General features: G+C 66.0%; 25 protein-coding genes. 8 read left to right on the forward strand and 17 right to left on the reverse strand.

Annotated elements, in window-relative coordinates:
- Together ACFPZN_RS28175 and ACFPZN_RS28180 are read left to right on the forward strand one after the other, a co-directional pair.
- The coding region (locus tag ACFPZN_RS28175; protein ID WP_378285243.1) for an NAD(P)H-binding protein at positions 1-809 on the forward strand (809 nt) is incomplete at its 5' end.
- Between the two features lie 78 nt (positions 810-887).
- Entirely contained in the window at positions 888-1,379 is a 492-nt protein-coding gene (locus ACFPZN_RS28180; RefSeq protein WP_378285244.1) for a hypothetical protein, read from the forward strand.
- 49 nt (positions 1,380-1,428) lie between these two features.
- Here the strand turns inward: ACFPZN_RS28180 and ACFPZN_RS28185 are convergent, their stop codons facing one another.
- Together ACFPZN_RS28185 and ACFPZN_RS28190 are read right to left on the reverse strand one after the other, a co-directional pair.
- A complete protein-coding gene (locus ACFPZN_RS28185; protein WP_378285245.1) occupies positions 1,429-1,641 on the reverse strand; it encodes a DUF397 domain-containing protein in 213 nt (70 codons plus the stop codon).
- Positions 1,638-2,507, reverse strand: a complete 870-nt coding sequence (locus tag ACFPZN_RS28190; RefSeq protein ID WP_378285246.1) for a helix-turn-helix domain-containing protein — start codon at positions 2,505-2,507, stop codon at positions 1,638-1,640. Before ACFPZN_RS28190 ends, ACFPZN_RS28185 begins: the two co-directional genes overlap by 4 nt.
- Positions 2,508-2,709: 202 nt before the next feature.
- On the opposite strand from ACFPZN_RS28190, the gene ACFPZN_RS28195 reads away from it, so the two are divergent.
- The 5 genes from ACFPZN_RS28195 to ACFPZN_RS28215 all read left to right on the forward strand — a co-directional run bounded on the left by ACFPZN_RS28195 (position 2,710) and on the right by ACFPZN_RS28215 (position 9,211).
- Entirely contained in the window at positions 2,710-3,150 is a 441-nt protein-coding gene (locus tag ACFPZN_RS28195; RefSeq protein WP_378285247.1) for a hypothetical protein, read from the forward strand.
- Complete coding sequence (locus ACFPZN_RS28200) at positions 3,147-3,860, forward strand: ATP-binding protein (RefSeq protein ID WP_378285248.1); 714 nt, start codon at positions 3,147-3,149, stop codon at positions 3,858-3,860. The genes ACFPZN_RS28195 and ACFPZN_RS28200 overlap by 4 nt, the downstream gene beginning before the upstream one ends.
- A 98-nt stretch (positions 3,861-3,958) precedes the next feature.
- A complete protein-coding gene (locus tag ACFPZN_RS28205; protein ID WP_378285249.1) occupies positions 3,959-7,069 on the forward strand; it encodes a DEAD/DEAH box helicase in 3,111 nt (1,036 codons plus the stop codon).
- 40 nt (positions 7,070-7,109) lie between these two features.
- Positions 7,110-7,565, forward strand: coding sequence for an effector-associated constant component EACC1 (locus ACFPZN_RS28210; protein WP_378285250.1), 456 nt, complete (start codon positions 7,110-7,112; stop codon positions 7,563-7,565).
- Complete coding sequence (locus ACFPZN_RS28215) at positions 7,562-9,211, forward strand: caspase, EACC1-associated type (protein ID WP_378285251.1); 1,650 nt, start codon at positions 7,562-7,564, stop codon at positions 9,209-9,211. The genes ACFPZN_RS28210 and ACFPZN_RS28215 overlap by 4 nt, the downstream gene beginning before the upstream one ends.
- Positions 9,212-9,774: 563 nt before the next feature.
- On the opposite strand, the gene ACFPZN_RS28220 is transcribed toward ACFPZN_RS28215, so the two are convergent.
- The 11 genes from ACFPZN_RS28220 to ACFPZN_RS28270 form a co-directional block, all read right to left on the reverse strand.
- On the reverse strand, positions 9,775-10,089 hold the full coding sequence (locus tag ACFPZN_RS28220; protein ID WP_378285252.1) for a DivIVA domain-containing protein: 315 nt from the start codon (positions 10,087-10,089) through the stop codon (positions 9,775-9,777).
- Position 10,090: 1 nt separating this feature from the next.
- Positions 10,091-10,846: a class I SAM-dependent methyltransferase gene (locus ACFPZN_RS28225; protein ID WP_378285253.1), complete on the reverse strand. Its 756-nt coding sequence runs from the start codon at positions 10,844-10,846 to the stop codon at positions 10,091-10,093.
- Positions 10,847-10,871: 25 nt separating this feature from the next.
- Positions 10,872-11,000, reverse strand: a complete 129-nt coding sequence (locus tag ACFPZN_RS28230) for a hypothetical protein (RefSeq protein WP_378285254.1) — start codon at positions 10,998-11,000, stop codon at positions 10,872-10,874.
- 345 nt (positions 11,001-11,345) lie between these two features.
- The gene (locus tag ACFPZN_RS28235; protein WP_378285255.1) at positions 11,346-11,474 is read right to left on the reverse strand and encodes a hypothetical protein; all 129 of its coding nucleotides are present in this window, start codon (positions 11,472-11,474) and stop codon (positions 11,346-11,348) included.
- A gap of 23 nt (positions 11,475-11,497) precedes the next feature.
- Positions 11,498-12,160 (reverse strand): hypothetical protein, encoded by a 663-nt coding sequence (locus tag ACFPZN_RS28240; RefSeq protein ID WP_378285256.1) that lies wholly within the window; start codon positions 12,158-12,160, stop codon positions 11,498-11,500.
- On the reverse strand, positions 12,153-12,530 hold the full coding sequence (locus ACFPZN_RS28245) for a hypothetical protein (protein ID WP_378285257.1): 378 nt from the start codon (positions 12,528-12,530) through the stop codon (positions 12,153-12,155). Before ACFPZN_RS28245 ends, ACFPZN_RS28240 begins: the two co-directional genes overlap by 8 nt.
- A gap of 5 nt (positions 12,531-12,535) precedes the next feature.
- Entirely contained in the window at positions 12,536-12,838 is a 303-nt protein-coding gene (locus ACFPZN_RS28250; protein WP_378285258.1) for a hypothetical protein, read from the reverse strand.
- Between the two features lie 178 nt (positions 12,839-13,016).
- Positions 13,017-14,207, reverse strand: a complete 1,191-nt coding sequence (locus ACFPZN_RS28255; protein WP_378285259.1) for a helix-turn-helix domain-containing protein — start codon at positions 14,205-14,207, stop codon at positions 13,017-13,019.
- Between the two features lie 64 nt (positions 14,208-14,271).
- On the reverse strand, positions 14,272-14,907 hold the full coding sequence (locus tag ACFPZN_RS28260; protein WP_378285260.1) for an HAD family hydrolase: 636 nt from the start codon (positions 14,905-14,907) through the stop codon (positions 14,272-14,274).
- Positions 14,908-15,402: 495 nt separating this feature from the next.
- On the reverse strand, positions 15,403-16,068 hold the full coding sequence (locus ACFPZN_RS28265; protein WP_378285261.1) for a siderophore-interacting protein: 666 nt from the start codon (positions 16,066-16,068) through the stop codon (positions 15,403-15,405).
- A gap of 104 nt (positions 16,069-16,172) precedes the next feature.
- Complete coding sequence (locus tag ACFPZN_RS28270; protein WP_378285262.1) at positions 16,173-16,559, reverse strand: hypothetical protein; 387 nt, start codon at positions 16,557-16,559, stop codon at positions 16,173-16,175.
- 132 nt (positions 16,560-16,691) lie between these two features.
- Here ACFPZN_RS28270 and ACFPZN_RS28275 point away from each other — a divergent pair, with 132 nt between their 5' ends.
- Positions 16,692-17,096, forward strand: a complete 405-nt coding sequence (locus ACFPZN_RS28275) for an SWIM zinc finger family protein (RefSeq protein ID WP_378285263.1) — start codon at positions 16,692-16,694, stop codon at positions 17,094-17,096.
- Here ACFPZN_RS28275 and ACFPZN_RS28280 read toward each other — a convergent pair.
- From ACFPZN_RS28280 to ACFPZN_RS28295, 4 genes are all read right to left on the reverse strand, one after another.
- Positions 17,093-17,719, reverse strand: coding sequence for an alpha-ketoglutarate-dependent dioxygenase AlkB (locus ACFPZN_RS28280; RefSeq protein ID WP_378285264.1), 627 nt, complete (start codon positions 17,717-17,719; stop codon positions 17,093-17,095). The genes ACFPZN_RS28275 and ACFPZN_RS28280 overlap by 4 nt on opposite strands.
- 17 nt (positions 17,720-17,736) lie before the next feature.
- Positions 17,737-18,852, reverse strand: a complete 1,116-nt coding sequence (locus ACFPZN_RS28285) for an NADAR family protein (RefSeq protein ID WP_378285265.1) — start codon at positions 18,850-18,852, stop codon at positions 17,737-17,739.
- Positions 18,853-18,861: 9 nt separating this feature from the next.
- Positions 18,862-19,710 (reverse strand): helix-turn-helix domain-containing protein, encoded by an 849-nt coding sequence (locus tag ACFPZN_RS28290; protein WP_378285266.1) that lies wholly within the window; start codon positions 19,708-19,710, stop codon positions 18,862-18,864.
- Between the two features lie 70 nt (positions 19,711-19,780).
- Positions 19,781-20,581, reverse strand: a complete 801-nt coding sequence (locus ACFPZN_RS28295; RefSeq protein ID WP_378285267.1) for an SAM-dependent methyltransferase — start codon at positions 20,579-20,581, stop codon at positions 19,781-19,783.
- Between the last annotated feature and the right edge of the window lie 57 nt (positions 20,582-20,638).

Consider the following 20,638-nt stretch of genomic DNA (forward strand, 5'->3'; position numbering starts at 1 on the left):
CGTCTCCCACACATCCGGACCGACCCTCTCCCCGGCCCATTCACCCATCACCACACCACACCACACTGGCCCCGCCGCAACCGCGACGGGGCCAGAACCCCAAGATCTTCAGCAGTCTTCTAGCCCGCACCGAGGACCTCCCCCTGGATGACGTAACCTCGATCTTCATCAACCCCGCCGTCTTCCGAAACGGCCTAGAAGAGCTCCTCACGAAAGCCGCCGACCACCGCGTCCACCGCGTCGTCCTCCTCTCCTCCCTGGCCGCCGCCTACGACGACCCCACCAACCTCATAGGCGCCCACCACCTGGCCCTGGAAGCCCAGATCGAGGAGTCATCCCTCCACTGGACCTTCCTCCGCCCCGGCGCGTTCGCGTCCAACACCCTCCAGTGGGCCAACGAGATCCGCACCAACGGAATCGTCCGCGCCCCCTACGCCAACGCCCACACGGCCCCCATCGAAGAACGCGACATAGCCGCCGTAGCCACCGTCGCCCTGACCACCGACACCCTCATTGACTCAAAACCCCACCTGACCGGCCCCGAATCCCTGACCAACGCCGACCAGGCCCGCATCATCGGCGAAGCCCTTGGACGCCCCCTCCGCTACGAAGAAACACTCCCCGAACAAGCCCGCCAGGCCATGCTCGCCAACCACATCCCCGCCCCCATAGCCGACACACTCCTCACCATGCAAGCAGCGGCCGTCAACACCCCCGCGGAAATCTCCCCCGCCGTAGAACAAATCACCACCAACCCACCTCGAACCTTCAAAACCTGGGCAACTGCCAACATTTCCCACTTCCACTGAAAGAAACCGCCACATAAATCAACTCCCCGCACATTAAGCGATACCCTCGGAGCCCGCCCTCCTCCCCCTGAAGGCTCCATGCGGTCATTTCTGGTGATCTCCATACTCGTCACCCTCCTCCCCCTCGCCTCCTGCGGCGGAGCCCGAAGATCACTGAACGCCTGCACCCTCGTCGACCCGTCCCTCGCGGAGTCCCTGACCGGCGACCGCACCGGCGAACCCAGCACCATCAGCGACAACGAGACCCACAACTACGTGGGCTGCTACTGGACCGACCGCAACAAAGCCAACTCCCTCAACGTGGAAGCCAAGGTCTACGACAACCCCAAAACCGCCGAAGCCGACTTCTACCGAACCGCCCAAACCTGGGAATGCCACACCACCCTGGCCACCCCCAAACCCTCCAATGCCTGCGCCTACAAATCCCCTCTGGACACCGGCGTAATAATAACCAAGGGCCCAGTAATGGCCCGCATAGGCTACAAGGGCCCAGGCACCCCCCAACACGACCAGAATCGCCATCCAGTCATAGCCCAACAACTAGCCACCAAGGCAACAACCACCCTCTAAAAAAAAAGAGCCCGCCGGCCGCAACCCGACAGGCTCATAAAGCTCGAAGCTAGCGAACGTCGAGCTCCCCATCTGCCACCCGGCGAGCCAGCTCCCGCCAGCCCGCACGCGTAACAAGGATCTTGGGCCCCGCAGGATCCCTGGAATCACGCACGGCGATCGTGTTTGCCACGTCAGCGATCTCAACGCAGTCGCTGCCGGTGCCACTGCTTCGGCTGGCCTTGCGCCAGCGGATCCGTGAAGCGTCAACTGGGAGGCTCATGGGGTTTCCCGGTACTCCTTGGCGATGTCGACGATCAGCCGCGCCGAGTCTTCCTCGGACAGCGCCTGATCTGAAAGCCGGTCAAACCTCACATTACAGCGGTTGACCTGCCCGACATCTTCAACGTAGATCTCACCGCCCATCCCCTCCAGGTAGACGACCTCAGGGTCCAGCTGCCCCTCGAAGCTCAGAATGACGAACGGGCCGTCCATCCCGGCATGCTCACCGGACGCAGCCGGAAGGACGCTCAAGCTGACGTTGGTTTTCTTGGCTTCGTTCACCAACGCGTCCAGTTGACGCGCCATCACCTCGGCGCCTCCAACCGGCCGCCTCAGGACTGCCTCGTCCAGGACAACCGCAAGCGAGGCTCCCTCCTGCCGTTCGAGGATCGTCCGCCGTGCCATTCGTGCTTGCAGGCGTCGCAGATGGATCTCCTCCGTCTCTTCCGGACTACTCACCCGGATGAGCGCGAGCGCGTAGTCGCTGATCTGCAGTAGCCCCGGCACGAACTGAACCTGCCAGGTCCGGATGCGTACAGCGTCGTCTTCGAGTTCCGCGAACGACCCTGCGAGCACGTCGTTGAACGCTGACCACCAGCCGCGTTTGCGGATGTCCTTGGCAAGTTGGACGAGGGCCAGCTTGATCGCCTCGCCGCCACCATAGAGGTCGAGCATCGCCGCAACGTCCGCTGCCGTCGGACGAGTCTTGGCCGTCTCGAACCGGACCAGCTTGGGACGACTCCAGCCGAGGGCGGCTGCCGCGGCCTCCATCGACATACCAGACCGCTTGCGCGCTTCTCGGAGCTGACGAGCGAGACGGCGATGCCGAACCGTCGGGCTCTGCTCGGGTGTCATGGTGCGCAGCATGCCACTTCCAGGTGATCACCTCCTGAGAAGCGGAAAACTTGCTCCAAGAAAAATGAACAAGTGCATGGACATCAGGACGTGTCCAAGTCATGATGCCTCGTAACGAGGTGCTCACGCATCGTGATCACTCGAAACGAGACGGTCCCGGACGCGGTGCTGCAACACCGGCCGGGACCTTGATCGGACGCAGGAGGTCCAATCCATGCACCATCGTACGAAGCCACCACCCCACGAAGTGACCGCGCTCTTCCCGCCGCCCTGGGCCGAGTTCGAGATCGACCCCGAGGTGGCGCTGGCGCAGCTCCGCGCCCGTTTCCCCAGCGTGGTCATGTGGCTGGGCGAGCACACCGGCCGTTACTGGGCCATGGTCCGGAACCGAAGCCAGCACGACCACATCCTTGAGGCGACATCCCCGAGCGACCTCAGCCGCATGATCGCTATCCAGGCGGCCCACGCAACCAGGCCACTCCCGGGCTACGGCATGGCCACCCCCCGCACGAGTCCCGGCATCAGCGCGAGCTACCAAGCACGTCCGTGGCCCCGCCTGCTTCCCCGCGTCCTGCGCTCCCTCACCCACCGGAAGAGCACAAACCACCCGCACACCCACCGCAGCTCTGCCCTCTGGGAAAGGGGCAGGCAATGAGGACCGGCAGCACCGCCGACATCGCTGCTGGAGGAGCATGTGCCTTCCAACTTCCCGAAGGTCCTCGCTCTGCCTCGCTTGCGCGGTCGCTCGTCGTCAATGCACTGCGGGCGCTCTCCATGCCGGACAACCTCGTCGAGGACGCGGAACTCGCTGTCTCAGAGCTGGCCACCAACGCTTACCTCCACACCAAACAGCCGGCCACACCGCCAGAGCTGTGGATCTGGGCCCGCACCCATCCGCGTCACGAACTCGTGATCTCGCTCTTCGACGCCTCCCGCACAAGCCTTCCGAGCCCCGTCATGTGCCACCTGCTGGACGAGCACGGCAAGGGTCTCGGCATCGTCGCCGCGCTCGCCTCCGACACGGGTGCCCGCTTCACCCGCTCACGCCTGGCCTGCGCCCCCGTGCGGGGCAAGGCCGTGTGGTTCGCTCTCGCGATCCCCGCCCCTTGGCCCGAGCCCAAACACGGCGTCACACCAACCGTGGCCGCCTACCGTCTGCTCTTGGCACTCCAGACACGCGGTATCCACTCCACCCACGGCAGCAACGACACTGGCCGACCCGTCATCACCGCAGGTGGTCTCAACATCCGGGTCGAGCCCAAGACCTTCTCCTGGCCGGAAGGCAATGGCCACGACCATCACCCCTTGCTCGACCTCCACGAAACCACCGAACGCGTCATCAACCTGATCGATACTCGCCCCTAGCCGGGGGGAGCTGATAGCGGCATCGCTCCACCGGGAGTGATCAGAGGGACCAGAATCCAACTTGGCACGTTGTCAGGGCCGGGCCTTACGGTTGCCTCATGGCTGAGCTGGCCCCTGGGGCGTACGAGGAGATCGTGACTGCTGCGCTCCAGCGGAGACTCCAGGTTCTGGACGACGATCTCGTGCATCGCACCGGGCTAGATGCCGTTGACTCGGAAGAGATGCTCGTTCGTCACGTCTCCCACCAGATACGGCGAGCGCTACGGATTGCTGCCGAGAGCACTGATCCGGACAAGGCTCTGGCGCGCCAGGCGGTGGTAGCAAACGCGATCAGTGAGGCGATCTCACGGCTGGTGCCGGGAGCCTCCCAGGCCGACGATCTGCTGGCCGACGATCACGATGTGCTGCTCGCTGTTGCAGATGGCCGGCTTCCAGATGGTCGCGTTCGCTTCCCTGAACGCCCGGAAATCGCGCTGACATCCAGTGCACTGCTGGTGAACGGGCGCGAGCAGCCGCAGATCGGGCGGGAGGTCGTCAAGGAACTGGCATCGGCAGACCGTGTCGACCTGCTGTGTGCGTTCCTCAAATGGCATGGCCTGCGCCTCGTGGAAGGGGCGCTGCGTGAGTTCCTCGCGCGAGGCGGCACGTTGCGTGTGATCACCACGACCTACATGGGCGCAACAGAGTTGCGTGCGGTAGAACGGCTGGTCGAACTGGGCGCCGAGGTGGCCGTTTCGTATGACACGCGCCGCACACGCTTGCACGCGAAGGCTTGGCTATTTGGTCGAGATTCGGGACTAGACACCGCCTACGTCGGTTCATCGAATTTGTCGAGGGCCGCGATGCTCGATGGGGTGGAGTGGAATGTTCGGCTAGCACGCGCCGAGCAGCCGCATCTCATCGACACTTTTGCTGCAACCTTTGAAGAGTACTGGAACGAAGCATCTTTCGAGCGATACGACTCCGAGCGTGATAAGCCACGGCTGGCGCGCGCACTCTCGCATGAACAGAATGGCAATACCGCCCTTCCGCTCCAGATCGCTAACATCGATATCAATCCCTACCCGTACCAGCGAGAGATCCTTGATGAACTCGAGGCAGTTCGTGAGGTGCACGGTCACTGGCGCAACTTGGTAGTCATGGCCACCGGCACGGGAAAAACGATAGTGTCAGCACTGGACTACCAGCGACTCCGACGCCAGGGACGAGTTGACTCGCTCCTCTTCGTCGCCCACCGAAAGGAAATCCTAGAGCAGAGCCTTAGTACGTTCCGTATGGTACTTAAGGATGGCGCTTTTGGGGAGTTGCTGGTCAATGGGAAGCGACCAATGAATTGGCAGCACGTCTTCGCATCCATCCAATCCCTGAACCTGCTGCCCGCTCTCGACCCCGACCGGTACAGCATGATCATCGTGGATGAGTTTCATCATGCGGCGGCGGCCTCGTACAGTACGTTGCTGGATCAGGCACGACCCACCGTCTTGCTGGGCCTGACCGCAACGCCTGAGCGGGCTGACGGCGAGGATATCCTGCGCTGGTTCGACGGGCGCAAGCCGGACGTCGAGTTGCGGCTGTGGGAAGCTCTCGAACGCGGACTGCTGGTGCCCTTTCACTATTTCGGCATCCATGACGACACCGATCTGAGTCAAGTCGCCTGGCGCCGTGGAAGCGGCTATGACATCAGCGATCTGTCCGAGCTCTACACGGGCTTGCACACCCGAGTCGACATGATCGTACAAGCCCTGGCGGACAAACTAGGGAATGTGTCGACCATGAAAGCCGTCGGGTTCTGTGTCAGTATCGGGCATGCCACTTTTATGGCGGACCGGTTTAACCATCGCGGCATCCCGGCGCGGGCGGTCACCTCGGCAATGACCACCGAAGAACGCGAAGCCGCTCTCCGTGACCTCAAGGACGGGACCGTCCAGGTGGTATTTACGGTCGATCTGTTCAACGAGGGGGTCGATGTACCAGACATCGACACTGTGCTTTTCCTTCGCCCGACCGAAAGTGCCACCGTTTTCCTGCAGCAGCTTGGCCGCGGTCTGCGGCTCGCACCAGATAAGCCAGTGCTCACTGTCCTGGACTTCGTTGGCCACCAGAACAAGGAGTTCCGTTTCGACAAGCGGTTCAGAGCACTGACCGGCGTCCCACGAGGGCGGCTCGCGCAGGAGATTGAGGCAGGCTTTCCTACGCTCCCGGCGGGGTGCGCTATCGACCTGGACCGTGAGGTCAGTCAGATCGTGCTCGCCAACATCAAGCAGTCGCTCGGCTTCCGCGTTAAAGAGGCAGTTTCGGAGTTGCGCGACCTCGGCGATGTCAGCCTGCCCGACTTCCTCAGCGAGACGGGCCGGGAGCTTGAGGATCTGTACCAAGGCAGCCGTGGTGGTTGGGTACGGCTACGCCGCGAAGCGGGCTACGACCCGCGCCCAGTGGCCGACGAGAAGGAGGATCAGAAGCTCGCGAGATCCATCGGACGGATGCTCCACATCGACGACCCTGAACGGCTGCGTTTCCTGCGTGAAGTCCTAGACGCACCGAACCCGCCCGAGACGGCCTCGGCGGATCCGCGACGAAAGCGATTGCTCGCGATGCTCCATGCTTCCCTCGACAGCAGCCAGCCGATCAGCGTGCTCGAACAGAACCTCGCGCGGCTCTGGCAGAACGCGGCGCGCCGTGAAGAGCTGCTACTCATCACAGGCGTGCTGTACGAGCGGATTCATCGTGTGACTCCGGTCGTTAACGAAGTCGCCCATCTGCCGATCCACCTGCACGCTCGTTACAGCAAGGACGAGTTGCTCTCTGCATTCGGCATGGAGAAGCCTCGTTCCTGGGTCCAGGGCATTCGCTGGGTAGAGCGTGAACGAGCCGATCTCTTCATGGTCACCATCAATAAGACCGAGAAGGGCTACAAGCCGTCCACCATGTACAACGACCGCGCGATCACTCCGACACTGTTCCAGTGGGAGTCCCAGAGCGAGACTCGCGAGGACTCGCGCGACGGTCAGCGCTACATCCACCATGCTGAGCGGGGCTCCACGGTGCACCTGTTCATCCGCGAGAGCAAGGCAGGCGCCCCGCCGTACCTCTACGCCGGCCCCATGACGTACCGCAGCCACGAGGGTGAGCAGCCGATGCGCATCCTGTGGGAGCTGGCTCATCCACTGCCTGCTGACGTCTTCCACTACGCGAAGGTCAACACTGGCTGACCTGGGATCTTGATGAGATCGAAGGTGGTCATCCGACCGGATGACGATCTCGTCACGCTGGCACGGCGCTCGCACGTCTATCGGCAGTCAACTGCCACCGCACCAGTCACTCTGGAAATATCCGATTCCTAGAGAATCGGGAGATTTCATGGAAATTGTCATTCGTCTGGACGGCCCGGAAGCTGATGAGCAGCTTCAATCGCTTCATGACTGGCTGATGGCCGAGCCCGCCATCCGTAGGCACGCAAGCGTGTCGCTGCGGTCGGCTGAGGCGAAGCCCGGCGAGATGGGCACGGCCCTCGATGCGATCCAAGTGGCCGTGGAGCAGGGCTTCCAGGCGGCGGAACTTGTCCTTGCTTACCTGGCCTGGCGTGCTGCCCGCGGCATCAAGGTCAGCGGCACCATCGAGCAAGGGAAGACGAAGATCCCCCTGTCGGAAGCCTCCGACGAGACAGCCGAGTCAGTCGCCAAGAAGCTGGACGCTGACGAGTCGTGACGCAGCCCGACCCACAGGCTTCTCGCGCCGTCCTCATCGGGACTGCTCGGTACGAGCACATGGAAGACCTGCCCGCCGTTGCCCGCAACCTGCGGGCGCTGCAGCAGGAACTGATGCGGCACGAAGTGTGGGGGCTGTCACCGCAACACTGCAGGGTGGTGGAGGATCCCACTGACCCTCAAGGGATGATCACCCCGGTTCACGAGGCGAGCGACGAGGCCCGTGAAGTCCTCCTGGTGTACTTCGCGGGGCATGGCGTGATCGGCCCCAACGATGACCTCTACCTCGGGACACCCGGCACTCACAACGACCGCACCCGGTCGCACTACACGGCCGTCGCGTACGACGCCCTGCGGACAACCGTGCAGAACAGCCGTGCACAGATTCGCATCGTCATCCTGGACTGCTGCTACAGCGGCAAAGCCGCTTACACCATGGGTGCCACCACCGTCTCCCCTCTCACTGACATTGAGGGCACGTACACCCTCACCTCAGCGCCGCCTACCAAGGCATCCCTCGCACCTGAAGGTGCCGAGTTCACCGCGTTCACGCAGGAACTCATCGAAGTGATCCGTGGCGGCCTCCCGGATGCCGGTGCCTTCCTTACGCTGGACCAGATTTTCGATCACGTAAAAGGGGAGATGGCGGCCAAGGCCCGCCCGCGCCCCTGGCGTCAAGACCGCAATGATGCCGGACAGGTAGCACTCATCAAGAACCGCGCTAGAGCCGCTGCCAAGACGCCGCCAGGGTATGGGGAGATCCCAGGTTTTGAAGAAGGCGCTCCTTTCCCCAGCAGACAAGAGTTGCACGAGGCCAAAGTTCATCGACCTCTGCAAGCAGGAATCTGCGGAACATACCGGGACGGCGGAGCAGAATCCATCGTCCTTTCTGGCGGTTATCCCGATGACGAGGACTACGGAGATGTCATCGTCTACACCGGCCACGGAGGTCGGGAAAATGGCCAGCAAGCGAAGGACCAGGATCCGACTGCATCCGGCAATGCAGCGCTGCTCGCCAGCATCACCACGCGATATCCCGTCCGAGTGATCCGTGGTTCCGCGGGGGACGAGCAACACTCTCCTGCCACGGGATATAGATACGACGGACTCTACACAGTCGAGGGGTACTGGACCACGATCGGAATCGAAGGATTCCGAATCCTTCAGTTCCGACTAGAGAAGCTTCGCGACTCCGCGCCGCCGTTGGTGCCGTCCAACTCGATGGTAGACATGCCCGGGATCGACCTGCACCGTTGGGAACCTGTAGGGCTGGGAGTCTATGGCGACCGCCGAATCGCCGACAGGGTCAAGCAAGCACACAGATTTCAGTGTCAGATCTGCAGGGTAACGCTGCAGTCTCCTGCCGGTTTCCGCTTTGCCCAGACATTCCATCTCAGGGCCCTCACTAGGCCGCACCAAGGTCCCGACATCGCAGCCAACCTGCTGTGCGTGTGCCCGACACATCGCGTACAACTTGAACTAGGGACTATTACCATTGAGGACGATCTCAAGGTGATCGATGAGATCGATGGGGTGCCAATCGGGCAGCTCAACACTGTGCCCAGACACGAGATCGGTGTCGAATACGTGCGCTATCACCGAAAGCTCTACCGTAACCAGGTAAGGCAGCCCCGCAGAAACCATTGATGTCCACTCCAAGCCTTTTGCTTAGGGTCCAGAAAAGTTTAACTTTATGGATTTGCGTGGTCTTGGATGAGGTGGGTCTTTGATGGACTGGATGGTCTTGGCCGCGCCGGCCAGGTACGCGGTGTTCGGGGTCGGATCAGGGCCACTTCAAAGTGCTGATCGTTGATGTTGCCGCTGGTCAGGATCGGATACCGAGTAGGTCAAGCGAGACGTTCAAGGTGTCGTAATACATTCGGCGGCGGGTGGCGGTGATGTTATTGAACCCGGCGTCCCGGAGCCGGGCCCAGGCCAGCTTCCGGAGTGTGCCATGTTCTCGGGCTCGTGCCCGGCCCAGATCTTGCTGACGTCCTAGCCGAAGGTGATGTCCCGGACGTGGTGCGGGGCCTCGATGCCCCGGCGGCCCGCACGATCAGCGCCGGCCGCTGCGGGCACGCTTGCGCCGAGGTCAGGCTGGGGATGGCCTAGATCGCGGAGCGCCGCAGGGACGTCGGTGTCGAGCGGCAAACAGCAGAGCGCCCCGCCCGGATTCTCACCAGTCGGGGCGTCTGTTGTGGGACGTAGGCTCAGGAAGCGCTTCTGCCTAGTTCCGCGCGTAGGGTCGCCACCTCTTCGCGGGCCTCGTCGCGTTCGCGGGTGAGCGTCTCCAACTCGATCGCGACCTGATCCATGAAGGGGTCGACCTGCTCCGTCCAGTAGCCGGGCTGCATCCGTGGCATCACGAACTTGGTGTCCCGGACCGCCTCCGCGGTGAGACGCTCGGACGCCGCGGCGTACCGCGCTTTCGGGTCTTCGGTGGCCGCGCGGAAGTCCTCGCGCAGCGCGGCGACCTGGTGGCTCAGCTCGTTGATCGCGTCCCAGGGGCTTGTGTCTTCGCTCATGTCACCCTCCTAGCATGTCGGCGGGCACCGCAGCGCCCTTTCGCTTCAGGATGGCCAGGTAGAAGCCGAGGTTGTCCGGCTGGCCGCAGCTCTCCATCGCCCAGAGGCCGCTGGTGTCGACCAGGTGCGACAGTTCGTCGGACGACAGCAGCAGCCGGTCGAACCACGGGGTCGACCATCCCCGGTAGCGCAGCCGCATCCGCACCTGGCCGGGCAGCCACCCGCGCTCACGGTTGTGCCGGTGGTAGTCGTCGTGGTCGGCGAGCGGTGCGGCGTAGGGGTCGTGGCCGACGGCGAGCAGTTCGGCACCCGGGCGTGCGAGCTTGGCCAGGCTGCCTAGGACCTTGGGCGCCTCCCGCGCGGAACCGAGGAGGCCGAGGTTTCCGCCGAGCAGCATGATCGTGTCGAAGGTGCCGACCTCGCCGGGCTCCTGGACGCTGCCGAGCCGGGCGTCCAGGCCCTGCGCGCGGGCGACGGCAACCGCGCCCGGCGACGGGTCGATCCCGATGACCTCGCGCGTGCCGGCGAGCTCCAGCATGTGCCGGCCCGCCGCGCAGCCCACGTCCAGGACCCTGCCGCGCGCCAGCTCGACCGCGCGCTGCTCGCTGGCCACCCATTCCTCAGGGCGGGTGAAATACCGGTACGCATCCTCGACGGACACGAATTCGTCGTCGCGCTCGATCACCTGGCAGGCAACCCCACGCGCGGGCCCGTCCTTCCAGCATCTGCGCAGCATCTCGCCGAATCCATCAGACATCTCGTCTCCTCCCGTGTGCCTTGTGTCACGGCTGCCTGCCGAGGAGCGCGGCCACGACGGCGGCCGAGCAGACCGCCGAGGTGGCCGCGGCCATCGGATGAGCGATCGACCAGGCGAGCGCGTCGAGGCAGGCATGCCAGAGATCGGTGAACATGACCTTCCTTCGCGGCGCGGCCGGTGCCCTCGGGGGTAGAAGGCACCGGCCGCGCAGCGCCCCCCTCTGCGCCCGGGCGGCGGCGCTTCCTCACCGCCGCCGTCCGGGATCTGGACCGTGCGACCGCCCCTCGCGGTCATGAGATTCACGGAGGGATTGCGGTGCTCGGGGCGGTCGCACGGGGTGGGTGCGGGGCGGCCCGGCTGCCGCGCCGTGTAGGCCGCGCCGCCCCGCGCTTCGGGTGGGCCGCGGCTCCGCCCCCGGGTTCGCTGGTAGGGGTGGGCCGCGTCCCGGCCGCACGCCGCCCGTGTGACGTATCGGCGCGGGCGTGCGGCGGTCAGAAGGTCAGAAGGTGGCGAGGCACTTGGTGCAGTAGGCCGCGCCGTTGGCCCAGTCCATGGAGTGTTCGCCGCCCTTGGGGCACTCTCCGGGGCTGCCGCCGTCGTCTCCGTGCACGATCGGGATCTTGTCCATGACCGTGTCTCTCCTTCCTCGGGTTACCGGGGGCGCGGCGGTCGCCGCGCGTCCGCGTCCCGGATCTGCTGTTCCAGCCCGGCCGGGTCGGCCGCGGAAATCTTCGGGTTGTAGCCCTGCCAGATCGTGTCCTGGTCCAGAAAGGCGAGGTACTCGGGTGGGCCGCCGAGCACGCCGGTGCTGTAGCTGACGTTCCAGCCCGGCCAGCGCGCCTCCAGTTCCAGGCACGTCTGCAACGCGCCGTCCGGCCAGTCCAGGCGGTTGGCGATGATCTCGCGATTCCGCAGCACGTCAGCCGGGCTCAATGGCGTAAGGGTGGTGTGTTCGATCAGGATCTGGGGGTGTTCCGGCTCGGTGGGCGCGGCGGGGGCGCGCATTTCACGAGCGACGGCGTCGGCGGCCTGGTCGAGTCGGTGGGGCGTGCCGAGGGACGGACCGAGGCAGTTGGAGTTGTCGATCCATACGTAGGCGTTGCTCTTCCGGTCCCAGGCGATCCTGTCCGGGCCTTCATCTCGGTGGGTCACCACCAGCCAGGCGTCCGGCTGCCCGTCCTGAGGGAGCGCGCCCGATCGGACAACCGACGCCGCGACGGTGGGGTAGCGGCGTCGGAGCACGGCGTGCAGCCTGTCGAGCGGGCCGAACTGCGCGTACGGCACCAAACCGGGCGGCTCGTTGAACTCAGGCATGGTTCGCGTTCCCACGTGCGAGGGGCCGTCGTCGGCCGCGCAGCAGGCCGCGCCGGGGAAGTTCGTGGCGGCCGTGCGTCGGCGACGCGGTGGCGGCGGACGGTCGGGCAGGCTCGGGGGCTCGGGGCGCCGGACGGCTCGGGGCGCCGAACTGGTGGGCGCGGGCGAACCGGGGGACGGTGAGGATGGCGTCCAGGCGCCGGCTCAGCTCGGCCGGGCTGTCGGCCTCCACCAGGCGGTCGCGGCCGGAGTGGTCGCGGGTCATCGCCCACCACTCCCCTGTGGAGCGGCCCCACCAGGCGCGCACACCCGGGAAGCGGCGGCCGAGCTCGGCGACGATGCGCGGGATCTCCGCGGGGAGCGGAGCCATCGCGTTCACCGGGGATCACCCGTCAGCTCGCGGCGGGCGAGGTTGGCGCGGATGAACAGGGCGGCGTCGGCGATGTGGTGGGGCTCGGCGATCGGCTCGCCCCACGAGGTGAAGAACCAGAGGCGCCCGCCGTCGTCGGTGCGCGGGCGGCAGGTGATCGTGTCGGCCGCGTGGGCCGAGCAGCATCCGGCGATCTTCGGGTTGACCACCTTCAGGCCCTTGTCGGTCAACTCGGTCTTCAGCCCCTGGCCGGCCAAGAACCCGGCGAGGGGGGCTAGCGGATCGGGGTTGGTCGTAACATCACTCACAGGTCGGAGCACCTTCCGGCCAAGGCCCCGGGTCCCCTGGTGTTCGCGCGCCAGGCCGGGGCCGCCTTGTTGTCGGGCGGGCGGGCGGCTGTCGTTCAGCAGGTCGCGCCCACGCACCGATGCTGATGGCTCACAAGGCCCAGAAGTGACACACCTGGTGTCACCGCGCCTGAACTGGCTAAATGACCCGCGCCCACTCGGCAAATGCGACGAGGGCGTGCGGCGGGGACACATGCAGGCGAAGCAGGGTGACCAGGGCATCACGCACGAATGGGTGCTCGCGCACATGCTGAGGAGCGATCTGCCGGGCGGTCTGGAGCGACCCGAACGCCTCGTCGCGCATCCCCAGCCATAGTTGCGCGCGCGCCAGGTCGATGGCGTAGTGGGAGCGGCGCTCGGGAGGCAAGCCGTCGAGGCGGATCTTCTCCCGCTCGGCCTTCTGGCCAATGGCGAGTTCGACCGCGCGCGCCGCGTCGCCAAGCTCGACGGCGACCGAGACCTCGTGCACATGCAGCGAGGCCGGACCGAAGGCCGTGCCGTTGTAGACGCCTTCAGGGACCCCCTTGGCCAAGCGCCGAGCCTCCTTGAGGTGCTGGCCGACAACCGCAGGGTCTTCGGTCAGCCGGGCGGCCACGACGGCGGCGCGCATATGCAGGGAGCCAGCCGCCGCGGCCAGGTCCGGCGAGGTGGGCTCGGGAAGGTCATCGAGGGCCATCTCCAGTGCGCGCAGTCCCGGAGTGAGATTGCGGCCAGCAGCGAAGAACACCTCGGTTCGCACATAGGCGGCGGTGGCGATCAGCGCCGAATCCTCTGCGATATCGGCCGACCGGCGCATCAACTCGATCAGGCGGGCCGACAGGTCGTAATAGCCGTATTTGTAGGCCACCGCGTCAGCGGAACGATAGGCCGCAGCCAGCAGGGCCGCGACGGCTCGGCGTTCGGGAGCTCCACCCAACACGGCGCGCGACAGCTCCACCAGCAGCAGGGGCAGCTCCTCGGCCAGGCGCGTGTACTGCGAGGTCAGCCGCCGCTGCGTTGCGGTCGCGGTCGCTTGCCTGAGCTGGTCCAACGGACGTACGGGGCCATCGTCGGGAACGTCGTAGGCATCGATGGCAGTGCGGATATTCGGCACCGCCGCATGCACCCGGCTGTCTGTGTGCGTGCGGCGGCCGGTGAGGGCGTCCGGCTCCACCCCAAGCGCTGCGGCGATCGACTCCAGTACACGATCGCTCACCGGGCGGCTGCCCTGTTCGACCTTGCGCAACGTGCTCAGCGAGATGTGCGCGTCCTCGGCCAGTCGCCGCTGCGTGAGTCGACGCACGCCGCGCATCGCGGCGATGCGATGGCCGACCTGCCTGTCCGGGGTCACCGTGGGCTCCGTGGGGTAGGTCCTGCAAGCACCGTACATGGCCCTCCCCCGCGGGCAGCGAACTTCAGCGCAGCAGTTCAGGAAGATCGGTCAGCTGGTCGACCAGCCAATCCGCACTCCGGCCGCCTGCTGGATCGTCAGCCCACAGGTAGCCCCAGGGGCCGCGGCGCACAAGTGCCGTCCGCAGACCCGCGGCTTTGGCTGGCCCAATGTCGTTGGCCGGATGATCACCCACGTACAGGATCTCGCCGGGAGCGCCAGGCGCCCATTCGGCCAGCCGGGCGTAGAAAGCGGGATCTGGCTTGGCTACCCCCCACTCCTGTGAAGTGGCGATCGCATCAGCGGGGAGATTCAGCGCGCGCAGGCAGTCGCCGGCATGCGAGGTCTGGTTGCCTGCGATGCCGACCCACAGCCCCTGGGATCGCAGTCCGGCCAAGGCCTGGCGGACGTCGCCGTACAAGTCTGCCTCGATGATCTGCTCGCCGCATCCCGCAGCGATACGGGCCTGGCGCTCGGCTGCTAGGTCGATGTCGGGCCGGATGAGACGCAGTGCGTCGGCGTTGTCGCGCCCCTGGGAGACCACGGCGCCAACAAGGGCCGACATCGTGTGAGGGCGAACGCCGAGCCAATCGGCCCATGCCCGCCACTCCCGCGTGTCGTCCACCAGGGTCTCGCCAACGTCGAACACCACAGAGATCACCGCTCCAGAGTACGAGCGGAACGACCGCCGTGAGCCCGGTGGCGGACTTCCCAACAGTTCCCGAAGACGTCCCGCGCGTGCACATCGAATGCACATGAGTCGGGGAAGTTCAGGGATCCCTCAGGGAACTCCAGGGATGTGTTTGACCTGGTCGCCTCGGCGATTCGCGGGCTCCGGAGCTGTTGGCGCTGTCCGCCGCCGCCTAGGCCCGGCGATCACCTGGCCGGAGGTCGGCTACCTGCCTCACGCAGGAGAACGGGAACGTCCGAATCTTATGTGCGCTGCCCGCCTGCTAGTCCACGGGGCCAAGCTCCCGCCGGTCCGCCTGCGCGACCTCCGCCACGGTGCGGCGGCCAACGCTCTAACTAGACGCGCGAGGTTGGGATCAACGGCAGGAACTCCGGCACGCCTCCGTTGGCTGACGGGGGTATCAGCTCAGGAGTTGCAGGCCCTATCCAAGTCACCGGGCGGGCCTTCCCCGGGTCGACTTCTGGGTTATTCAAGACCTTTTTTGCCTGGGGTCCAGAAGGGTTTGGTTTTTATGGACTGGCGGGGCCAGGCACGGTCTTGGATCAGGTGGGTCTTGATCGACTGGATGGTCTTGGCCTCGCCGGCGAGGTAGGCCATGCCGGGGTCGGGGGGCAGGTCTAGGTTTTGGACGGCTTCCAGGAGGGTTTTCGAGGAGGCTGCGGGGGCGCCTTCGCGGTAGAGCCAGGTGACGTTGTCCAGGGGGAGGCGGTCTTCGGGGGTGTCTACCTCTAGGAGGGTGTGGGTCTTGGCGTCCTTGAGGGTGCGGAGCATGGGGGCGAAAGCTACTGAGGCGGTTTCCTCTCCGGCGAAGAGGTGGTAGCGGGCGGGGCGTAGGACTAGTTTGCCTTCGGGTTTGGTGAAGGTGATTTTCTGGCCGGGTTGGATGGTGCGAGCCCAGCGGGAGCCGGGGCCTTCGCCGTGGTCCAGGACGCAGAGCTCGAGGCCCGTTTCGTCGCCGTCCCAGATGGAGTAGGTGCGGCGGGTCAGGAGGCCGTCGACGCTGATGCGGATCTGCTGGCCCGGCGTCCAGGTCTGGGGCGGGCAGGCGATGCGCAAGTGGCGCATGCGCTTGGTGATCTGCTTTGTGCTCTCCAGCGTGCCGGTCACGAAGAACAGGTCTCGCAGGCCCACGATCCCTCCAAGAAGCGATATATCGCGTTGACGGCAACACGATACATCGCGTTTGGGGGGCGATCCAGGGCAGCCGACGACCACGCAGGGCGGGGCTGTGTGTCTCAGGCCATGGGGGGTGCTGAGGCGGTGATGGCGCGGGCCTGGCCTATGGCGTTGGCGGCCCAGGCTGCCGTCTGGGGGCCCGGCGGGAACTGGGCGGTGTGGTGGAAGCCGGGGCCGGTCACAGAGATGGAGACGAAGCCTAGGTAGCGGCGTTCCTTCATCAGGAGGAAGAGCAGGCCCAGGAGGCAGAACCAAACGAAGATGATGGTCAGGACGATCCCGACGGCGGGGATGCCCTCGGTCACCTGGGTGGAGTCCTGGACGGTCCAGGTGGCGCCGTGCAGCGGGAACTGGCCATACGGGAGTATCACGTGTGTGCTCGTCAGCGACATGTCGCCGATCTGCAGCAGGACGGGTTCCGCACCGCCGTGAGGAACCGGGTACATCGAACCACCCCAACCCGAAGTAACCGTCCGCTGCCACGCGGGATCACCTCATGGTAGTTGTGGCGCGGCGGGCAGTCAGGTACCTAAGACATCACGGCATGGAAACATCGGCGGGTTGGTTTGATGGGTGTCATGCCCCCCTTCACGAAGGATGACGTTCGCGAACTCGCCGGTGCCAAGTCGTACGAGCGTGGCCTCGGTTACCTCGATGCGGTCGAGGAGTTGGAGGCCGATGACGGCGGGGTCTATGCCGCTGTCCAGGGGACCGAGTTGTACAGCGTCCGACTTCGTCACGGTCGTGGGCTTGGCGGGGAGTGCGACTGCCCTTGGGGCGAGGAGGGCAACTTCTGCAAGCACTGCGTCGCTGTTGCGCTGGTCTACCTGCACGACCGGGAGCATGGGGTGGAGATTCCGCGGCGGTTTGACCTTCGGGAGCGGTTGGCGGGTATGGGGCGGGATCGGTTGGAGGAGTTGTTGGTGGAGGTGGCCGAGCGTCATCGGGGGGCGCGGCGTTACCTGGAGCAGGTCGTTTCTTAGCGGACGCCTCTTGGGCGGTATTGGATGCTGATTCTGGGGGCTGTGACTCGGGTGCTCTTCGGGATGGCGTGTTGCCAGGTGCGTTGGCAGCTGCCGCCCATGACGATGAGGTCGCCGTGGCCCAGGTCGTAGCGGAGGGCGTGGCCGCCTGAGCTGGGGCGTAGGAGGAGAGCTCGGGGGGTGCCTATGGAGATGATGGCGACCATCGTGTCCTCGGTGCTGCCGCGGCCTATTTTGTCGCCGTGCCAGGCGACGCTGTCGTGGCCGTCGCGGTAGAGGCAGAGGCCGGCGGTGCGGAAGGGTTCGCCTAGTTCTTCCTCGTAGTGGGCGTTCAGGGCGTTGAGAGCCTCGTCGAGGAGGGGGTCGGGGAGAGTGGCGTCTTCGTCGTAGAAGCTCAGGAGGCGGGGGACGTCTACGACGCGGTCGTACATGTGGCGGCTCTCGGCTCGCCACGGGACGATCTCCAGGAGGCGCTCGAAGAGGGCGTCGGCGCCGGCGATCCAGTTGGGGCGCAGGTCGAGCCAGGCGCCGTCGGAGAGGTGCGTCCGGCGGACGGAATCGAGCTCGCGCGGGCCCGGCTCGTCCGCGAAGTCGAGCAGCGAACCCTGGAAAGCCCTGGTCATGGGCCCATTGTAGGCGGTCAGTCAAACATGTGTTCGATCATGTACTCGGAGCGGATGAGTTCCAGGAGGCGGCCCGTCCAGTTGCGGCCGGTCTCGCCGGCGGCGGTCCAGTACGTGGAGCCGGTGCCGCTGTAGTGAATGCGGCCGCGTGTGCTGCGGAGGTAGTCGGCGAGGTGGGGGTGCTGGGCGAACTTTGCGCGGAGGAGGGTGGCCATCACGGCGGCCCTGGAGTCGGGCCAGGTAGGGGCGCGGGGGGCGTCGCGGGCTAGGCGTTCGGCGTTGAAGGGGCGGTCGGCCTGGCGGATCTGGTCGCGGGTTTCCGCGTCGGTGGTGGACAGGGCCCAGTACGCGTGGGTGACGGTCGGGTAGGTGGTCCCGCTGATTTCGATGGGGGCCGGGTATTCGTTCTGGAGGTAGTGCGGGCCTGGTTCGGTGGGCCAGCCGCTGGGGTAGACGGTGTGGGTTATGTGGAGGGCTGTTGGCTGGGTTTCGGGGTCGTCGGCTGGGGTGTGGGGTGGGAAGGTCTGTTCCGCGCGGGTTTGGTGGGTGAAGTAGGCGAAGGCTTGGTCGCGCATCTTCTCGGTGACGATGGGGGGTGAGCCTGGCGTGCGGTTGGCGAGGAGGGGTTCGCCCAGGGATGTGCACAGGACGGCCAAGGGGTGGTCCTTGTTGTCCATGTCGCCGAGGACGTAGACGCGCAGGTGTTCGGGGATGTCGAGGTAGGCGGTGCGGAGGGCCTGCCGGTCTTCCTCGGTGCGGGTCTCCAGGTAGCGGTCGAGGGCCTGGCGGCAGCGGCCGCTGGAGTCGGGACGGTCGTTCAGGCGGTCGATCTCGTCGGCGACCTCGCCGAGCAGCATCTCGGGGGTGAGGGACGAGCGGAAGTCGTCGAACCGCCAGGCACCGAGGTGGTGGGCGGAGGCGCGGGCGCCGGGTTCGATGGCGGTGGCGATCCGGCCGGATTCGAGTTTGGCGCGGAGGCCGTCGAGGTCGAGCCAGTCCCAGCAGTGGATCGCGCCGTCGGCGAAGATCTTCAGGTCGGTGAGGTGGTAGTTCCAGTTGTGGACGAAGACGGGCCGCCAGGTGCCCTCGATGCGTTCCCCGTCGACGATGCGGTACGTCCTGTTGCGCGTCACGGGTGAAGCCTAGAAGCGCGCGCCGATCTCGCGGGTGCGGTATTCGCTGAGGGCGTCCTCGACGAGCCGCGGGGTGTGCTCGGGCGGGGCGGCCTCGGTGACGAGGGTGTTGAAGACGTGCCAGTGGTGCTCGATCTCGGCGGGCCTGGTCGGGTAGGTGCCGTCGGATTCGAGGGTCACCATGTCCGGCAGGTTCTGCTGCGGGAAGCGGATCAGGGTGAGCGGGCCGTCGGGGGCGACGCGGCGGCAGGTGTTGTACGCGGCGATCTGGATGGTGACGTTCGGCCGCCAGCAGAGTTCGACGAGGTGTTCCAGCTGGGCGCGCATTGTCGCGGCGTCGCCGACCGGCCGCCAGAGCACGGCCTCGTCCAGGACGACCCACAGGTTGACCGGGCGGGGGCGGCGGCGCAGGATGCGGCGGCGCTGGGACAGGAGGTCGAGGTCGCTGCCGAGCGCGCGGGCGTAGTCGTTGGTGCGCAGCAGGTCGGGGAGGTACCGGTCGGAGTAGCAGCGAACGAGCCACGCGGTGCCCTCGGCGCTGAGGTACCGGCGGCGGTGGTGGGGGACGGCGTCGCGGTGGTCGTGCCACCAGGGGCGATGTTTGGTTTGGTCGGCGAGGGCTAGCAGGGTGGCGCGTTCGTCGTCGGCGACGGAGTAGAGGGTGAGGAGGGCGGTGAGGGTCTCCGGAGCGGTAGAGGTGCGGCCCCGTTCGATCCGGGTGATCGTGGACGGGGAGCGGCCGGCCGCGGTGGCGGCGCGGGCTCTGGAGATGGTCCTGGCCTCGCGCAGTTCGCGGAGGCGGCGGCCCAGGAGGAGCCGGGGGATCAGCGGGTCGGACGCGGTCGTTGGGGAGGCCAAGGGGGCTCCTCGAACGGGTGCACGAATGTTTCCACTATAGACCCGCGAGCGGTGGAATAAGGCGGCCGGATTACGGTTTGCGGGCCACGCCACACAGGGTGGGGTCGTTCTTGCGCTCGAATGGTTCGATCTCCGGGCGCCATTGCCCGAGGGGCACGATGCCCGGTTCGACCGGTTCTAGCCCGTCGAAGTAGCCGGTGACGAATTCGGCGGCGCGCAGGACGTAGGGGACGGCCCCGGTGTCGTCGTAGCCGCTCTGGGCCTTGTTGAAGGTGGGGTCGTCGTCGGTGGAGTCGTAGAGGGTGAGGTGGCTGCCCGAGGGGAGCGCGTCGACGAGGCGAGCGACGATCGAGTGGGCCTCGGTGTTGTCGATGATGTGGCCCATGACGCCCATCAGCATGAGGCCGATCGGCTGGGAGAAGTCGAGCGAAGGCCTGGCGCGTTCGATGATCTTCTCGGGGTGGTGCAGGTCGGCGTCGATGTAGGTAGTGGCGCCCTGGGCAGTACCGGTGAGGAGCGCGCGGGCGTGGGCGAGGACGAGTGGGTCGTTGTCGACGTAGACGACGCGGGTCTCCGGGGCGATGCGCTGGGCGACCTCGTGGGTGTTGTCGACGGTGGGCAGGCCGGTGCCGATGTCGAGGAACTGGCGGACGCCGGCCTCGGCGGTCAGGAAGCGGATCGCGCGGGCGAGGAAGTAGCGGCCGGCGCGGGCCAGTTCCTTGATCTGGGGGTAGACGGCGACGTACTGGTCGCCGGCGGCGCGGTCGACCGCGTAGTTGTCGGTGCCGCCGAGCCAGTAGTTCCAGATCCGCGCCGAATGCGGGACCTCGGTGTTGATTTTCGCGGGGGAATTGGAAGTGTCGTCCTGCATTGTCCGACAGCTCCTTCTCTTTCGCCTGATGTCCCCCAAACTAGGGCGCGGGACGCG

Origin of the sequence: Actinomadura rugatobispora (assembly GCF_042656285.1) — a bacterium.
GTDB classification, from domain to species: Bacteria; Actinomycetota; Actinomycetes; order Streptosporangiales; family Streptosporangiaceae; genus Spirillospora; species Spirillospora rugatobispora.

Coding starts and splice junctions, on each gene's coding strand:
- ACFPZN_RS28240 (WP_378285256.1), bottom strand. CDS start 12,160: ATGCCTGAGTTCAACGAGCCGCCCGGTTTGGTGCCGTACGCGCAGTTC.
- ACFPZN_RS28295 (WP_378285267.1), bottom strand. CDS start 20,581: ATGCAGGACGACACTTCCAATTCCCCCGCGAAAATCAACACCGAGGTC.
- ACFPZN_RS28245 (WP_378285257.1), bottom strand. CDS start 12,530: ATGGCTCCGCTCCCCGCGGAGATCCCGCGCATCGTCGCCGAGCTCGGC.
- ACFPZN_RS28180 (WP_378285244.1), top strand. CDS start 888: ATGCGGTCATTTCTGGTGATCTCCATACTCGTCACCCTCCTCCCCCTC.
- ACFPZN_RS28275 (WP_378285263.1), top strand. CDS start 16,692: ATGCCCCCCTTCACGAAGGATGACGTTCGCGAACTCGCCGGTGCCAAG.
- ACFPZN_RS28280 (WP_378285264.1), bottom strand. CDS start 17,719: ATGACCAGGGCTTTCCAGGGTTCGCTGCTCGACTTCGCGGACGAGCCG.
- ACFPZN_RS28270 (WP_378285262.1), bottom strand. CDS start 16,559: ATGTACCCGGTTCCTCACGGCGGTGCGGAACCCGTCCTGCTGCAGATC.
- ACFPZN_RS28200 (WP_378285248.1), top strand. CDS start 3,147: ATGAGGACCGGCAGCACCGCCGACATCGCTGCTGGAGGAGCATGTGCC.
- ACFPZN_RS28225 (WP_378285253.1), bottom strand. CDS start 10,846: ATGTCTGATGGATTCGGCGAGATGCTGCGCAGATGCTGGAAGGACGGG.
- ACFPZN_RS28190 (WP_378285246.1), bottom strand. CDS start 2,507: ATGCTGCGCACCATGACACCCGAGCAGAGCCCGACGGTTCGGCATCGC.
- ACFPZN_RS28185 (WP_378285245.1), bottom strand. CDS start 1,641: ATGAGCCTCCCAGTTGACGCTTCACGGATCCGCTGGCGCAAGGCCAGC.
- ACFPZN_RS28235 (WP_378285255.1), bottom strand. CDS start 11,474: ATGGACAAGATCCCGATCGTGCACGGAGACGACGGCGGCAGCCCCGGA.
- ACFPZN_RS28195 (WP_378285247.1), top strand. CDS start 2,710: ATGCACCATCGTACGAAGCCACCACCCCACGAAGTGACCGCGCTCTTC.
- ACFPZN_RS28210 (WP_378285250.1), top strand. CDS start 7,110: ATGACGATCTCGTCACGCTGGCACGGCGCTCGCACGTCTATCGGCAGT.
- ACFPZN_RS28220 (WP_378285252.1), bottom strand. CDS start 10,089: ATGAGCGAAGACACAAGCCCCTGGGACGCGATCAACGAGCTGAGCCAC.
- ACFPZN_RS28230 (WP_378285254.1), bottom strand. CDS start 11,000: ATGTTCACCGATCTCTGGCATGCCTGCCTCGACGCGCTCGCCTGGTCG.
- ACFPZN_RS28205 (WP_378285249.1), top strand. CDS start 3,959: ATGGCTGAGCTGGCCCCTGGGGCGTACGAGGAGATCGTGACTGCTGCG.